The sequence below is a fragment of the Motilimonas sp. 1_MG-2023 genome (genome assembly GCF_030547455.1).
In the GTDB taxonomy this organism is placed as follows: domain Bacteria; phylum Pseudomonadota; class Gammaproteobacteria; order Enterobacterales; family CBDFNC01; genus Motilimonas.
This window is the reverse complement of sequence record NZ_JAUOPX010000010.1, coordinates 57,815-74,209: the sequence shown is the minus strand read 5'-3', so window position 1 is coordinate 74,209 and position 16,395 is coordinate 57,815. Positions and strand designations below refer to the sequence as shown.

Here is a 16,395-nt window from a genome sequence, read left to right as displayed (position 1 = left end):
ACTAACCTCCGGGCTTATTTTTTAGGTCGATAAAGTATTGGCTAAGTAACAGGTCTTTTTTCAAACCTGAATGAGAGATAAATTGCTGTTTCAGCTTTAGCCACGCTTCCGCAAGATGATAGCCTGTAACAGCTGACCATTGTTGGCTACAACGAACAAGTAATGTGTGGTAGTTACTAAAAATGAGTTTATCCTTCGCCACTCCAACTTGCACTTTTTGCATATCATGGAGCAAGTAATAAAACCAATTCATCCTGGTATCAAGATCTTGACTAATAAAGTCGGCTAACTGGAAACTGCTACTCTTGCCTTGTATGAATTGATCAAACTCGACTGCGATTTGCTCGTATTCTGTAGCGTTTTGCTGTTTTAACGCCTGCAATACGGCTAATGGCGCACCTTGATAAAGCTGAATTAAGCCCGCAGGTACATCACGATAACCTTGCTGTGTTAGCCATGGCAGACAATCATTGGGGGCATGGAGCAAAATTTTCTGGCAGCGGCTGGTGATCGTCGGCATTAACCGACCAACACTTTCACAAAGTAGAATAAAGTAACTGTTATCGGTTGGCTCTTCTAAGGTCTTTAATAAAGCATTAGCTGATGATTCGTTAAAGCTTTCTGCATTATCAAACACCACGACTTTTGCGGTACCTTGCTGGGCACGTTCGGCAACCACTTTATTAAGCTGACGCACGGTATCAATGCTAATCAGCCTTTTTTCAGTTTCATTAATTTGATGAAAGTCGGGGTGATTCCCAGCCAAAAACAATTGGCAACTGTGGCAAACGCCACAACTACCGTAATGATGTGGCTGCGCGCACAATAACCGCTGTGCCAACTCCTTCGCTAAATCATGCTTACCTAAGCCAGCAATACCAGACATTAATAAAGCATGATGCAATTTGCCTTGGTCCGCTTGCGTAAATAGCTGCTGAGATAAAGCCTCAAGCCAAGGATATATCACAATATTTGCTCTGCGACCTGAGTAAGTTGTTGTTCAATTTGCAAGGTAACTTCTGGCAAGGTTTGACTGGCATCGATGACATAAGCATGGGGGTCTTGTGCCACTAAGCTTAAATATGTCGCTCTGGTACGTTGGAAAAAATCGATGGCTTGTTGTTCAATGCGATCTAACTCCCCGCGGGCACTTGCCCGTTGTAAACCCTGAACCGGGTCAATATCCATATACAAAGTCAAATCAGGGTGAAAGTCAGCCAGTACTGCGCCTTTAATTTGCTGGATCAACGCCAAATTAATACCTCGACCACCACCTTGGTATGCCTGAGAGGATAAATCATGGCGGTCACCGATGACATAAGCGCCTCGCGCTAAAGCCGGTTTGATCACTGTCTCAACCAATTGCACCCGTGCCGCGTACATCAACAATAATTCAGCTTTGTCACTCAAGATTTCGTCGGTATTGTCCTTAACAATGCTACGCATTTTTTCCGCTAATGGCGTTCCACCCGGCTCACGTGTACATACAATTTCTTGCACACCATTGGCGCTAAGCCAAGCTTTAACACCTGCAACTGCGCTGCTTTTACCCGCACCTTCGAGTCCTTCAATTACAATAAATTTACCGCTGTTCATAAGATCACTTTTTTAATATGTATTTTCTAACCGCACGGTTGTGCTCAGCCAAGTTCTTCGAAAAATAATGTTCGCCGTTACCCATACTAACAAAATAATAATAAGGCGTATCCGCAGGATTCAATGCGGCATTTATCGCATCTTTACCCGGCATGGCAATCGGTGTTGGTGGTAAACCATCAATAACATAGGTGTTATAGGGCGTTGCTTCGCGCAAATCTTTTCGCCTGATATTGCCATCATAACGATCGCCCATACCATAAATAACGGTGGGGTCAGTCTGTAACCGCATGTTGGCATTTAAACGGTTGATAAACACCGATGCAATGGTTTTACGCTCTGGTGCATGGCCACTTTCTTTTTCGATGATAGAAGCCAATATCAGCGCTTCATAAGGTGTCTTCAAAGGTAAATTTTTAGCTCGATTTTGCCATGCTTCATCTAAGTCTTTTTGTTGCGCAGCATAAGCGCGCTCTATTACTTCCAAATCTGTTGCATGATAAGGAAACAAATAGGTTTGCGGCTGTAAGAAGCCTTCTAGTTTTGATTGCGCTAGGCCTAATTTTTTCGCGAGCGCGGCTTCATCATCAAGCACCCCAGTTAAAGTGACTCCTTCAACTTGCTCAATTTGCTGTTTCCATTGCTTATAAGTACTGCCCTCAATGAGAGTCAATTTAAACTGATACTCTTTACCATCAACAAACTGTTGTAATACCTGCTCTATTGTCCAATTTGCTTGTAAGTGATAGGTCCCGCTCTTCAATGGTGTTAACTCAGGATATAAGCGCCCTAACCAGACATAATAAGGGCTCGGCTTAATGATACCTGCTGCCACCAATTGTGATTCTAATTGGCGAAAGTGACTACCACTGGGCACAGTGAACACAGTATCTTCTTTGATCACCGCAGTGGTTCGGTAGTTTTGTAGTTGATGCCATAAATAACTAATAGCACCTGCGCAAATCAATAATGAAAAGAGAAACAGCAAAAATATTTTTTTAATCATCTTTTATTTCTTGTTGAAGTCTTTGTACCAAAGAGAAATCCGTTAGGACACGTTGTTGAAACTGCTTGATAGGCACTAGACCCATTAACGCGTTGGTGATAAACATGCTATCCACTTGAGCTAATTGCTCAAGTTTGAACTTTACAATATTAACCGGTATTTCAAGTTGCTCAGCACAGCGCAACACTTGCTTACGCATCACGCCATTGACACCGGCTTGAGATAAGTCAGGAGTATAAAGAGTTCCCTGTTCGAACCAGAATACGTTAGCAGCACTGGACTCAACTACATGGCCATTCACATCACAAACAATCACATCATCCACATCGAGAGATTCAAGCTCTTGTTTGATTAACACCTGATCAAGACGATTCAATGTTTTGTAGCCTGCAAGTTGAGGATTTAAGCCGAGTTGATATTGACAAGAAGTCAGTGAAATTCCTTCTGTTTGCCACTGTTGATACTGGGCAGGCCATGGCGTCACGGTGATGATCCGTGTCGGATTATCACAACCAACACCACTGTAGCCTCTGCCCCCTTCACCGCGGGTGATTAGGATTTTTAAGCAACCTAGCTCCACTTCAGCTATCGCCGTTTGCACTTCGCTAAATAAAGTCAGCAAGCTTGGTAACTCAATAGCAAACTTTTTACTCGCCAACATCAAACGCTCGACATGATCGCGCCAAAACTCAACTTTACCTTGTACCACTTTTGCCGTGGTAAAAAAGCCGTCACCGTAAGCTAAGCCTCGATCAACAGCCGATATCTGACAATTGGGCTCGCCGTTAATTAGCATCATAGTAAATACAAAAAAGCCTGATAAATAATTATCAGGCTTTATACCAGAAAATGGCCTTTATGGCATTAAACGCGTTTAAAGATGAGTGACCCGTTAGTGCCACCGAAACCAAACGAGTTTGATAAGGCATATTCTAGGTTCGCTTTACGCGCACCGCCCACAACGTAGTCTAAATCACAACCTTCAGACGGGTTTTCTAAATTGATGGTTGGCGGCGCGACTTGATCGCGCAACGCTAACACCGTAATGATCGCTTCTATCGCACCCGCAGCCCCCAATAGATGACCTGTCATCGATTTGGTTGAACTAACAAGTACAGATTGAGCGTGCTCGCCAAACACAGATTTAACTGCCTGCGTTTCAGCAATGTCACCGGCAGGTGTTGAAGTACCGTGAGCATTGATGTAACCAATTTGGTTTGCTTCAATCTTGGCATCTTCAATGGCATTTTGCATCGCAGCCGCCGCACCTTCGCCATCAGCGGGAGGCGACGTCATGTGATAAGCGTCCCCACTCATACCAAAACCAACTAATTCAGCGTAAATTTTTGCGCCGCGTGCTACTGCATGCTCGTATTCTTCTAACACGATAACACCCGCACCGTCTCCCAATACAAAACCATCACGGTCTTGATCCCAAGGGCGACTGGCTTTAGTTGGATCATCATTGCGAGTAGAAAGTGCCTTAGCCGCACCAAAGCCACCCATGCCTAATTCTGTTGAGGCTTTTTCAGCGCCGCCTGCTAACATCACATCTGCGTCGCCATATTGGATCATGCGCGCAGCTAAACCAATACAGTGAGAGCCAGTGGTACAAGCAGTGGTCACAGCAATGTTCGGCCCTTTCAAGCCTTTATTGATTGAGACATGGCCTGATACCATATTGATAATGGTCGAAGGGACAAAAAATGGGCTAATTTTACGTGGACCCGATTTTTGTAGGTTAATAGCGTTCGACTCAATTAAACCAAGGCCACCTATTCCAGAACCAATCGCCACACCAATTCTACGAGCGTTTTGCTCATTCACTTCTAGTTGGCTATCTTGGAAGGCTTGCTCGGCCGCAATGACACCGTATTGGATAAATAAATCCATTTTACGAGCATCTTTACGGCTCATGTAATCTTCAACGTTTAAGTCTCGGATCAAGCCGGCGAATTTAGTTGAATAAGCCTCGGTATCAAAATGATCGATATTTGAGATACCACTTTTACCCGCTAACAAGGCTTGCCAAGAATCGTCAACTGAATTACCGACAGGGGATAACATTCCCATACCAGTCACAACTACTCTGCGCTTTGACACGTCAAAATCTCCGGATGGTAGATAAAATAAGTAGATAAATAAAAGGCGGTCAAAAGACCGCCCCATAAAATTAACTGTTTAAGTTAAGCTGCAATTATTCTGCGTTGTTCACTACGTAATCGATAGCTGCTTGAACTGTAGTAATTTTTTCAGCTTCTTCGTCTGGGATCTCTGTATCGAATTCTTCTTCAAGAGCCATAACAAGTTCAACTGTATCTAGTGAATCTGCGCCTAAGTCATCTACGAAAGAAGATTCGTTTTTCACTTCTTCTTCTTTAACACCAAGTTGCTCAATGATGATCTTTTTTACGCGTTCTTCAATATTACTCATGATCAATTTTTTCCTTTAGAAAATACGCTAATTGCGTTAGTCGCGATAGTGTATTCCATCGCTCGAAAGTTTCAACCCCGAGATGACTGGTCTAACCATTTTTTTCGTGATTTTTATCGAAAAAATAGGCCGAAAGCACATCTCGTTAACAATATGGCATCAAACCATATACATCCCGCCGTTAACATGTAACGTTTCGCCGGTGATATATGCAGCACTGTCAGACGCTAAAAAGCATACAGTTTCCGCAATCTCTTTCGGATCGCCTAAACGACCCGCTGGAACTTGACCTAAAATCGCCGCTCTTTGTTCATCATTAAGGGCTTTTGTCATGTCAGTTTCAATAAATCCTGGCGCAATTGCATTCACGGTAATACCGCGTGACGCGACTTCGCGAGCAAGTGACTTAGTAAAGCCAATAACACCGGCTTTTGCCGCTGCGTAATTCGCTTGTCCCGCGTTGCCCATCGTACCCACCACCGAGCCGATGCTAATAATACGACCATTGCGTTTTTTCATCATGGCACGTAGTACTGCTTTACTAAGGCGGAATACAGACGTTAAGTTAGTGTCGATTATATCTTGCCACTCGTCATCTTTCATGCGCATCATCAAATTATCACGAGTAATGCCAGCGTTATTAACCAACACATCGATATCGCCATAGTTTGCTTTAATACCAGCAAACAGCTGCTCAATAGAAGCCGGGTCGGTCACATTCAGCTCAAGGCCTCTGCCACTTTCTCCCAAATATTCACTAATAGCAGCTGCGCCGTTTGCGCTGGTAGCAGTTCCTATTACTGTGGCACCTTTAGCTACAAAACTCTCTGCAACTGAGCGGCCAATACCACGGCTTGCTCCTGTTACCAGTACGATTTTGCCTTCAAAGTTCATCTTTTATCCCTCGTTCGTCGCTGCTAGCGCTGCATTTAAGCCAGCAACATCATTTATCGCTTGTGCCGCGATGGTTTTATTAATTCTTTTCACTAAACCTGATAATACTTTACCCGGACCCGCTTCAATTTCTAAGGTGACATCAAGCTTAGCCATCGTTTCAACAATTTCAGTCCAACGCACAGGCAAGTAAAGCTGACGCACTAGGGCATCTTTGATTGCTTCTGGGTTAGTTTCTTGAGCCACGTCGACATTATTAATCACGGGTATGACAGGCGTATTAAATTGAATATTTTTTAATGCTTTAGCCAGCTCATCCGCCGCTGGCTTCATTAATGCGCAGTGCGATGGCACACTGACAGGTAAAGGCAGTACACGTTTTGCACCCGCTTCTTTACATAGTACGCCTGCACGCTCTACCGCAGCTTTATTACCCGCAATCACCACTTGGCCGGGTGAATTAAAGTTTACTGGCGAAACAACTTCATCTTGCGCAGCTTGAATACACGCATCGGCAATCCCTTGGTCATCAAGGCCAATAACCGCAGCCATTGCACCAACACCCTCCGGCACTGCTTGTTGCATTAATTGACCGCGCAGTTCAACCAGTTTAATTGCATCTTTAAATTCAATCACTCCAGCACACACTAGTGCTGAATATTCACCTAAGCTATGACCGGCCATAATCACAGGCGCTGCACCGCCCTTTTCTTGCCATACTCGCCAAATAGCTACCGATGCAGCTAATAAAGCAGGCTGGGTTTTAAAAGTCTTGTTTAATTCTTCAACTGGACCTTGTTGCACCAATTGCCAAAGGTCGTAGCCTAATACGTCACTGGCCTGTGCAAATGTGGCTTCAACAGTGGCAAACTCTGCTGCCAACTCTGCCAACATACCCACGCTTTGTGAGCCTTGGCCTGGAAATGCAAGTGTAAAAGTGGTCATTATTATTCCTTACTACATTCGAATCAGTGCTGAGCCCCAGGCAAAACCACCGCCAAAGGCTTCTAATAAGACTAAATCACCCGCTTTAATACGGCCGTCACGCACCCCCTCATCTAATGCGATGGGCACCGATGCAGCGGAGGTATTACCGTGTTTTTCTAGCGTTAAAATCACACGCTCAAGAGGCATGTTTAATTTTTTTGCCGTCGCATTGATGATTCTATAGTTAGCTTGATGAGGCACTAACCAATCTAATTCAGATTTATCTATATTGTTCGCTTCAAGGGTTTGAGTGACAAGTTCACTTAACTTTGTCACCGCCACTTTAAATACGTCATTGCCTTTCATAAACATGTACGACTCAAGCTCGCTGCCTGATAAGCCACGTTTGGGGTTAGGCAACTTTAATAAATCACCAAAGCGCCCATCAGCATTGATCTGGGTAGACAATATGCCCTGTTCGTTACTGGCTTGGGCAACGGCTGCGCCTGCGCCATCACCAAACAGAATAATGGTGCCACGGTCTTCAGGGTCACAAGTATGAGACAGGGCATCGGCACCTATCACCAATACGGTTTTGTACATGCCACTACGAATAAAGTTATCGGCCACACTTAATGCGTAGGTAAAACCGGCACAGGCCGCTCCTAAATCAAAAGCTGGAATGTTGGTTAAACCTAATAAGGCCTGAACTTCACACGCAGCTGCAGGAAAAGCATTGTTGGCTGATGTGGTCGCCAAAATGATCAAATCAACATCGGTGGCTGGTATATCCGCAGCAGCTAAAGCTTGCTCGCCAGCCTTGTAAGCCATGTATGACACGGTTTCTTGTTCACTGGCAATACGACGTTCTTTAATCCCTGTGCGAGCGGTGATCCACTCATCACTGGTTTCAACCATTTTTTCTAAATCTTCGTTAGTGCGAACAGACGTTGGCAAATAACTTCCGGTTCCAATAATTTTTGTATACATAAGGAATTAAGAATCTCTTTCTAGTAGTACTGCTTCTAATTTATCCGTTATTTGCGCCGGGACCTGTCGCTCAATTTCTTTAATGGCAGCTTTAATTGCATTTAAAAAAGCCTTGCTTTGCGCACTGCCGTGGCTTTTTATTACTATGCCCCGTAGGCCGATTAAACTCGCGCCATTATATAGATCTGGATTCATATGAGCCAGTTGTGGCTTTAGAGAGGGTTTTAATAAAAACCCAACACAGCGGGTAAACCAATTCTGATTTATACTCGAAATTAGCTGTTGTTTAAAGAGTTTTGCTAAGCCTTCACAGGTTTTTAGGGTGACATTGCCGACAAAACCATCAGCGACGATAACATCGGCCTTACCACTGAACAAATCATGACCTTCTATAAAGCCCGTGTAATTAATTTGTGAACAAGCGGATAGTAGCTGTGCGGCACGCTTTACTTGATCGTTACCTTTCGTTTCTTCTTCACCAACATTGAGCAAAGCAATTTTTGGAAAAGCCTGTCCTTCGACTTTTTCAGAAAGTACTGAGCCCATTAAAGCAAATTGAAATAAAGTATCCGCATCACAGCTGATATTTGCCCCTAAATCCAGCAAGTAAGTGTGCCCACCTTGTATATTAGGTAATGCAGTAATAAGTGCCGGCCTGTCAATGCCAGGTAATACTTTTAAAATCGTTTTCGACAACGCCATCAAAGCGCCAGTGTTGCCACTACTCACACATGCCTGAGCATCGCCTGATTTAACCAAATTAAGCGCAACACGCATCGATGAGTCTTTCAAACCACGCAGGGCAAGTAACGGTTTATCATTCATAGCGACGTTTTCGCTAGCATGAATTAGCCTAAGTCTTGGGTGTTGAAGCAGATGATATTGTTGGATCAGAGGATCTATTTCAGCCAGGTTACCAACTAAAATAAGATGCAATTGAGGAAACAAATTTAGTGCCTGCTGGGCTGCAGGCACCGAAACCTGGGGGCCGAAGTCGCCCCCCATGGCATCTAGCGCGATCGTCAGATCGTGCAATGCAGATAACCTTACAGGTTAACTACTTTTTGGCCACGGTAGTAACCGTCAGCAGTTACATGGTGACGTAGGTGTAACTCACCAGAAGTAGCATCTACAGAAAGTTGTGTAGGTACTAGTGCATCATGTGAACGACGCATACCGCGCTTAGAACGAGATTTTTTGCTCTTTTGAACAGCCATGGCTGACTCCTTACTTACTTTTGCGTTTTAGAGATTCTAAAACTGCAAATGGGTTAACGCGCTCTTCTTCTACAATTTCACCGAATGAGGTATCAAATTCTTTGAGTCCACAATCTGCAACATCATGCATAGCAATCAGTGGCAGGTTAAGAATCAATTCATCTTCTACAAGCTGATGAAGGTTTATCTCACCTTCTTCATCACGTTCAATGATATCGTAAGCGCTAGGTAAATCGGTATCCTCTGCACCGAAGCGCACAGGTGTGTATAAAAACTCAGCTTTACAAGTATACTGAAATGCGTCTGAGCACCTCTGACACTCAAGTATTACGTCTACTTCGGCCGTCCCACGAATAGTAGGCAGCTTCTGCAGATCGAAATCGAAACTCAAGTTTGTTTCAATATCATTGCAAATACCTTTTGTTGATTCTGCAAGTCTACTCAAGTTGGATGCAGGAACAATGCCCTGAATATCCAGTTTTTTTTGAGCAGCGCGAACAGGGTCAACGCTAATTTGAATCTTAAGTCTTTGCATAAGGCGCGCATAATATAGATTCGGTGAAATAGAGTCAAAGGAAAAACCTCTTTTTTCCGCTTATTCTCGCTTTCTGCTCACAGGTTAAAATACAATAGCCTAAAACACCCTAACAGAATGATTCTAAAATGAACAAAAAACTTATTTTGGCTTCAACGTCGCCATACCGAAAAGCGTTACTGGAAAAGCTAAACCTTCCTTTTAGCACGGCTAAACCAGATACTGATGAAACGCCCCTAGCTAATGAAACCGCATTAGAGCTTGTCGAACGCTTAGCCATCGCAAAAGCACAGGTCATCGCTAAACAGCACTCCAATGCCATTATCATTGGCTCAGATCAGGTCTGTGTTAGTCATGGCGACATTCTTGGCAAACCGGGTAACTATGAAAATGCATTTGCCCAATTAAAAGCTGCCAGTGGAAATAAAGTCACTTTTTATACTGGTCTTGCGGTGATAGACAGTGAAACACAGCAGGTAACCTCACTAGTGGAACCTTACATTGTCCACTTTCGTCAATTAACCGATGAAATGATCGACCATTATTTGACGGTCGAACAGCCTTATGACTGCGCTGGCAGCTTTAAAAGTGAAGGGTTTGGCATTAGTTTATTCGGTAGGCTTGAAGGAAGAGACCCAAATAGCTTAATTGGCTTACCGCTGATTTCATTAATAGAGATATTAGATGAAGCTGGACTAAGGGTGATTTAATTTCCTTAGCCAGCAGTTAAACGATGTTAAAAAGCGCTTACACTATTAAGCTCTTTTTAACTGACCTAACACAGCGACCAATTCAGGGCTCAGTGGCGCTTCTACTGTCATTGTTTGTTCAATGCCAGGATGAAAAAAATCCAGTTGAGCAGCATGTAAGAACAACCTTGTTAATCCTTGTTTTTTCATCTCTGCGGCAAACACATCATCACCGTATTTATCATCACCGGCAATCGGGTGACTATTGCAAGCCGTGTGCACACGAATTTGATGGGTTCGTCCAGTTACTGGGCTTGCTTCTACTAAGGTGCAGTGCTGATAACGCTGCAAAATTTTAAACCGAGTTTCACTTGCCTTACCTTCTGGATGTACCTGCACTAAGGACTGTTCTGCCTTTTTTAACAATGGCTCAGTGACAACACGAATAGATTTTGGCCACGACCCTTGCACTAATGCATGATAACGCTTGCGCATGGTTTTATTACGTAACTGCTCATGTAACGAACGTAATGCACTGCGCTTTTTAGCAATTAATAGGCAACCTGATGTATCTCGGTCAATCCGGTGTACTAGTTCAAGAAAGCGGCATTGTGGTCGCAATGCCCGTAATCCTTCAATCACGCCAAAGCTTAAGCCACTGCCACCATGCACAGCCAAACCAGAAGGTTTGTTAAGCACAATCAACCAGTCATCTTCAAATAAAATTTGCGACTCAAGGGCGGCAACTTTGTTTAACTTAACCGAAGGCGGCGCATCGGCTTCAGCTACGCGTAGCGGTGGAACTCGAACCACATCTCCCACAAGCAACTTGTATTCCGGTTTAACCCGCTTTTTGTTTACCCGCACTTCACCCTTACGCACAATACGGTACACCAAGCTTTTCGGCACACCTTTTAAACGCGCAATAAGAAAATTGTCTATCCGCTGGCCTTGATATTCATCGTCGATGTCAAGGAACTGGACTGTTTTATATAATTCATTCATGGCGCGCATTCTACCAGAAGCGCAGCCAGATCAAATAGAAATAATACCTTGCTAAAAACACTAATAAAATGGGATAATCGGCAGGTTTTTCCCGCCAAAACGGTAAAAATCAAAAAATACAGGCTGAAAAATTTTAAGCAGTAATGAAACAGCTGTAACAGCGTCGCATTCCGAGAAGAGAACGAGCCTGCTAGGCAAATTAGCATAAAACCACTATAAAACAGTCAAAAGGTTTTATGTAGCCGAAACAGCGCCCCATGCATTCCAACCGTGAGGTTGCATCCATGCTAACGACCCGGGGCCAAGCAGCCAAAGGGTGCGGCGATTTATGACACCGAATTTAATAGAGTAAAAAATGAAAAGAATGTTAATTAACGCAACTCAAGCAGAAGAGTTGCGCGTTGCCCTAGTTGATGGGCAAACTTTGTATGATTTAGATATAGAAAGCCCTGGACACGATCAAAAGAAAGCCAACATCTATAAAGGTAAAATCACCCGCATTGAACCGAGTTTAGAAGCAGCATTCGTTGAATACGGTGCAGAACGTCATGGTTTCCTTCCACTTAAAGAAATTGCCAAAAATTACTTCCCAAAAGACTACTCTTACAAAGGTCGTCCGAATATTCGAGAAGTATTAAAAGAAAACCAAGAAGTCATCATTCAAGTTGATAAAGAAGAGCGTGGTAACAAGGGTGCAGCGCTCACCACTTTTATCAGTTTAGCGGGCTCTTACCTAGTATTAATGCCAAATAATCCTCGTGCTGGGGGGATCTCTCGCCGCATTGAAGGTGACGAACGCACTCAACTGAAAGATGCGCTAAGTAATATCACCTTGCCTGATGGCATGGGGTTAATCGTGCGCACAGCAGGTGTAGGCAAGTCTGCAGAAGAGCTTGAGCATGATTTGAAAATGTTGATCAACCACTGGTCACACATTACCGAAGAGTCGGATAAACGCGCAGCGCCTTGTCTACTTCATCGTGAATCAAACGTCATTGTTCGCGCTATTCGTGACTATTTACGTCGCGACATTGGCGAAATCTTAATTGATCACGGAAAGACTTACGAGCTTGCTAAACAGCATATTGCCATGGTTCGTCCTGACTTTTTAAGTCGCGTAAAACTCTATCAATTAGAGTCACCTATGTTCACTCACTATCAAGTAGAGAGCCAGATTCAGTCGGCTTTCCAACGTGAGGTTCGTCTGCCTTCTGGTGGCTCAATTGTTATCGACCCAACCGAAGCCTTGACGTCCATTGATATCAACTCCGCACGCTCTACCCGCGGCGGTGATATCGAAGAAACAGCACTAAATACGAACCTAGAAGCTGCAGACGAAATTGCCCGTCAATTACGTCTACGTGACTTAGGTGGTTTAGTTGTTATTGACTTCATCGACATGTCACCAGTACGCCATCAACGTGAAGTTGAAAACCGTATGCGCGATGCAGTACGTCAAGACCGTGCGCGGGTTCAACTTGGTCGCATCTCTCGTTTTGGTTTGATGGAAATGTCGCGTCAGCGTCTACGCCCTTCATTAGGTGAATCTGCTTCTCACGTTTGTCCTCGCTGTAATGGCCAAGGTACCATTCGTGATAATGAATCACTGGCTCTGGCCATTCTTCGCCTGATTGAAGAAGAAGCGATTAAAGAAAACACAGTACAAATTCAAGCAATGGTGCCTGTTGCTGTGGCAGCTTATTTGCTGAATGAAAAACGTCGCGCGGTGGCCAAAATTGAAAAACGCCACAATGTTGAAGTTTACATCATTCCAAATGAAAACCTGCAATCACCGCACTTTGAAGTTTCTCGTTTACGTAAAAACGATGAAGTTGAAGTGATTGATTACAATAGTTTAGAGCGTACTGCTGAGGTATATCAGCCAGGCCAAATTAGCTCACATCGTTCAACCGAAGAGCCTGCTGTACATGGTTTTGTTACTAGCAATGAGCCGACTACAGTAGCAGATAAGCCGCCGGCTCCAACAGCAAAAGTGGCTCCTCAACCAACGTCTTTATTTAGCCGTTTGTTTAAAGCAATTGGCGACTTCTTTGCCCCAGCAGAGCCTGTGGTTGAAGAGAAAAAGCAAACAACAGAAAACAAAACTAAAGAAGATAAACCGCAGCGCGCACGTCGTAATAACGACTCACGCCGTCGCAACCGTCGTAATGAAGGTCAAGGCGAGCGAAATGGGAATGATCGCACGGAACGAAGTGAACGTCCAAAACGCCGCGCTAAGGCTAAACCCGACCAACTAGAAAACGAAAACCAAGGGCAACCAGCCAAAGCTGAACGTCAAGAAAAACCACAGCGTCAACGTCAAGAGCGTACCGAAGGCAAGAACGACAAAGAGCAAGTCGTTGCCGAACGTCGTCAGCGCCGAAATATGCGCAAGAAAGTACGTGTAAAACAAGAGTCTACTGAAACGTCTGACGTCTCGGCAGAGCAAGCTAATGTTGAAGCGGCACAAGCTACGCCACAGCCAGAGAAAAAACCGCGCCGTAAGCCAATCAAGAAAAAACAGATACAAGAGCAAGCTCTCGCTGCCAAAGATCCTGTTACTGAACAATCGGCCGAATCAGTCACTGAGCCAACCAACACGGCAACTCCCGTGGTAGAAGCTCAGCCGGCCGATACCGTTGCACCACAACAACCAGAGTCACAACCGGTTGTTGAGCCAACGACTGAAACAGTAACGACTGAAACAGCAGAAGTTGAGAAAACTGAAGATGAAGGTAAACGTTCTCGTCGTACCCCGCGCCACCTTCGCACTGGTAACTATCGTCGCAAACGTTTTAGTGACCAGCGTGAGCAAGAAGGTAGCAATGCAGATATAGCCGCTGAGAATAAAACAGATGATCCCGTTGTATCTCGTTACCCTGAGCAAGCGGAACAAGCTGAGCCATCTAAGGTTGAATCTAAGCCTGCTGAAGCAGCCAATATAGACTCAGCATCTGCTGTTTCACAACCACAACCTGCACCAGCTGACACAGAAGTGAAGGTGACCGAAGCAGAAAAAGCGCCAACAATTGATGAAGCTAAAAATTCAGTTAAGGTGGAAGCTAAAACGGAATCTGTGGTGCAAGAGAGCTCTGCCATGCCTGCAGCAGTAGCAAGCGCCGCTCCTATTTCACCACAGCCAGAAACAACTATTGCTAGCGAAGTGGTGGCAACACCCAAAGCAGCATCAACAGAAAAAATGGCGGCAGCTAAGCCAGTGATTCTAGCAAAAGGACACGCAACATCTGGCATGACTAAGCCAAATTTTGCACCTTCTAATGCACCTAAAGTAGCAACACGTATTGCAGCTAGTCGAGCGCCTATCACTAAATCGGTTAAGCAAGCTGGTAGCTTAAATGCTTCAAGCAGTGCAACTAGCGAGATGAGCCGACCACAGCAGTCATAAAATGCACTGTTAGCGTTAAACGAAAAAGACCGCATTAGGCGGTCTTTTTTCATCTAAAATTTGGTTGATGTGATATTAACCTCACCCTCAGAAAAAGAAGATTTACAGCATGTTTGAGTTCCCCAAATTTACTAAGGTCAGCGTGAAGAATGACGTTTTGTCTGGCCTTACAGTTGCCCTCGCCCTTGTCCCTGAGGCGGTAGCGTTTGCCTTTGTCGCTGGTGTCGACCCGATGATTGGCCTTTATGCTGCCTTTATGGTGGGGTTAATTACTGCGGTTTTTGGCGGTCGACCTGGAATGATTTCCGGTGCTACTGGCGCCATGGCGGTGGTGATGGTGTCACTGGTTGCCAGTCATGGCGTGCAATACCTTTTTGCTGCGGTTTTACTCACCGGCCTGCTGCAAATTTTAGCGGGTATATTTCGCCTTGGTAAATTTATCCGTATTGTGCCGCACTCGGTAATGATAGGATTTGTTAACGGCTTGGCCATCGTCATTTTCTTAGCCCAGTTTGGTCAATTTAAAGAGAAGATTGGCGTTGATGAAAACGGCGATAATATCTACCAATGGCTAGCAACTGAGCAGCTCAGTATTATGATTGCTTTGATCCTTCTCACCATGGCTATCATTCACCTTTTACCTAAACTAACCACCGCAGTCCCATCATCATTAGTCGCGATTGCCACAGTAACATTAATCGCTATCGGATTTGATTTAGATACCCGAAACGTTCAAGACTATCTGATCAATATGACAGGTGATATTAATGCAACGGTACAAGGTTCATTGCCGAGTTTTGCATTACCTGAGGTGCCGCTATCTTGGGAAACATTACAAATCATTTTGCCCTATTCACTGATCTTAGCGGCGGTGGGTTTAATTGAATCCTTACTCACATTAACCGTGATCGATGAAATGACAGATACTCACGGTAACAGCAATAAAGAATGTGTCGCGCAAGGTGTCGCGAACATGACAAATGGCGTGTTTGGCGGCATGGGCGGTTGTGCCATGATCGGTCAGTCGATGATCAACATCAATTCCGGTGGCCGTGGTCGTTTATCTGGGATCACCGCAGCGTTAGGCTTACTTGCCTTTATCCTGTTTGCATCAAGTGTAATTGAAGTCGTGCCGTTGGCCGCTTTAGTAGGCGTCATGTTCATTGTGGTATTAGGCACTTTTGAATGGGCTTCTTTTAAAGTGATGCGTAAAGTGCCAAAGCATGATGCCTTTGTGATTGTACTCGTAACAGTGGTAACAGTATTTACTGACTTAGCTATCGCGGTATTTGTCGGCGTAATAGTGTCAGCCTTAGTGTTTGCTTGGCAACACGCTAAACACATCTATGCTGATAGCTCTCAACCTGATACAGAGCATAAAATTTACCAACTTCACGGCCCATTATTTTTTGGCTCAGTCAGTCACTTTCTCGCTCTGTTTGATGTTAAAAACGACCCCAAGGATGTGATCATCGACTTTGCTGGTTCACGCGTGGTAGACCACTCGGCTCTTGAAGCTATTGATACCCTTGCTGAACGCTATATCAATCAAGGAAAAACGTTGCATCTTAAACACCTAAGTCCTGAGTGTCGTCAATTACTCACGCGAGCTGGCGATCTGGTTGAGGTGAATATGATTGAAGATCCAAACTATAAAGTTATGACAGATAGCTTAGGCTAATGTTATTTGCGCTCA

16 protein-coding genes are annotated in these 16,395 nt (G+C 44.4%); 3 read left to right on the top strand and 13 right to left on the bottom strand.

The window, feature by feature from the left end:
- Nucleotide 1: 1 nt before the first annotated feature.
- From holB to yceD, 12 genes are all read right to left on the bottom strand, one after another.
- On the bottom strand, nt 2-967 hold the full coding sequence (gene holB / locus Q4519_RS07490) for a DNA polymerase III subunit delta' (protein WP_303511299.1): 966 nt from the start codon (nt 965-967) through the stop codon (nt 2-4).
- Nucleotides 964-1,596 (bottom strand): dTMP kinase, encoded by a 633-nt coding sequence (gene tmk / locus Q4519_RS07485; protein ID WP_232801263.1) that lies wholly within the window; start codon nt 1,594-1,596, stop codon nt 964-966. Before tmk ends, holB begins: the two co-directional genes overlap by 4 nt.
- Nucleotides 1,597-1,600: 4 nt before the next feature.
- Nucleotides 1,601-2,602: an endolytic transglycosylase MltG gene (gene mltG / locus Q4519_RS07480; RefSeq protein WP_232801264.1), complete on the bottom strand. Its 1,002-nt coding sequence runs from the start codon at nt 2,600-2,602 to the stop codon at nt 1,601-1,603.
- On the bottom strand, nt 2,595-3,401 hold the full coding sequence (gene pabC, locus Q4519_RS07475; protein WP_303511298.1) for an aminodeoxychorismate lyase: 807 nt from the start codon (nt 3,399-3,401) through the stop codon (nt 2,595-2,597). The genes mltG and pabC overlap by 8 nt, the downstream gene beginning before the upstream one ends.
- Before the next feature lie 65 nt (nt 3,402-3,466).
- Nucleotides 3,467-4,705, bottom strand: a complete 1,239-nt coding sequence (gene fabF / locus Q4519_RS07470) for a beta-ketoacyl-ACP synthase II (protein WP_232801266.1) — start codon at nt 4,703-4,705, stop codon at nt 3,467-3,469.
- 94 nt (nt 4,706-4,799) lie between these two features.
- The gene (gene acpP, locus Q4519_RS07465) at nt 4,800-5,036 is read right to left on the bottom strand and encodes an acyl carrier protein (protein ID WP_232801267.1); all 237 of its coding nucleotides are present in this window, start codon (nt 5,034-5,036) and stop codon (nt 4,800-4,802) included.
- 159 nt (nt 5,037-5,195) lie between these two features.
- Nucleotides 5,196-5,930, bottom strand: a complete 735-nt coding sequence (fabG, locus tag Q4519_RS07460; RefSeq protein WP_303511296.1) for a 3-oxoacyl-ACP reductase FabG — start codon at nt 5,928-5,930, stop codon at nt 5,196-5,198.
- A 3-nt stretch (nt 5,931-5,933) separates the two neighbouring features.
- The gene (gene fabD / locus Q4519_RS07455) at nt 5,934-6,875 is read right to left on the bottom strand and encodes an ACP S-malonyltransferase (protein ID WP_232801269.1); all 942 of its coding nucleotides are present in this window, start codon (nt 6,873-6,875) and stop codon (nt 5,934-5,936) included.
- 12 nt (nt 6,876-6,887) lie between these two features.
- Nucleotides 6,888-7,847: a beta-ketoacyl-ACP synthase III gene (locus Q4519_RS07450; protein ID WP_232801270.1), complete on the bottom strand. Its 960-nt coding sequence runs from the start codon at nt 7,845-7,847 to the stop codon at nt 6,888-6,890.
- Nucleotides 7,848-7,853: 6 nt separating this feature from the next.
- On the bottom strand, nt 7,854-8,882 hold the full coding sequence (gene plsX / locus Q4519_RS07445) for a phosphate acyltransferase PlsX (protein WP_303511293.1): 1,029 nt from the start codon (nt 8,880-8,882) through the stop codon (nt 7,854-7,856).
- Between the two features lie 11 nt (nt 8,883-8,893).
- The gene (gene rpmF, locus Q4519_RS07440) at nt 8,894-9,064 is read right to left on the bottom strand and encodes a 50S ribosomal protein L32 (RefSeq protein WP_232801272.1); all 171 of its coding nucleotides are present in this window, start codon (nt 9,062-9,064) and stop codon (nt 8,894-8,896) included.
- Nucleotides 9,065-9,074: 10 nt separating this feature from the next.
- Nucleotides 9,075-9,599, bottom strand: a complete 525-nt coding sequence (yceD, locus tag Q4519_RS07435; RefSeq protein ID WP_232801273.1) for a 23S rRNA accumulation protein YceD — start codon at nt 9,597-9,599, stop codon at nt 9,075-9,077.
- Nucleotides 9,600-9,727: 128 nt separating this feature from the next.
- Here yceD and Q4519_RS07430 point away from each other — a divergent pair, with 128 nt between their 5' ends.
- On the top strand, nt 9,728-10,309 hold the full coding sequence (locus Q4519_RS07430; protein WP_232801274.1) for a nucleoside triphosphate pyrophosphatase: 582 nt from the start codon (nt 9,728-9,730) through the stop codon (nt 10,307-10,309).
- Nucleotides 10,310-10,354: 45 nt separating this feature from the next.
- On the opposite strand, the gene rluC is transcribed toward Q4519_RS07430, so the two are convergent.
- Entirely contained in the window at nt 10,355-11,293 is a 939-nt protein-coding gene (gene rluC / locus Q4519_RS07425; protein ID WP_232801275.1) for a 23S rRNA pseudouridine(955/2504/2580) synthase RluC, read from the bottom strand.
- Nucleotides 11,294-11,648: 355 nt separating this feature from the next.
- Between rluC and rne the strand changes: the two genes are divergently transcribed.
- Nucleotides 11,649-14,699 carry a ribonuclease E gene (rne, locus tag Q4519_RS07420; protein WP_303511290.1) on the top strand — a complete coding sequence of 1,017 codons (3,051 nt, stop codon included), beginning with the start codon at nt 11,649-11,651 and terminating at the stop codon, nt 14,697-14,699.
- 109 nt (nt 14,700-14,808) lie between these two features.
- Complete coding sequence (locus tag Q4519_RS07415; RefSeq protein WP_303511288.1) at nt 14,809-16,380, top strand: SulP family inorganic anion transporter; 1,572 nt, start codon at nt 14,809-14,811, stop codon at nt 16,378-16,380.
- Nucleotides 16,381-16,395: the final 15 nt, after the last annotated feature.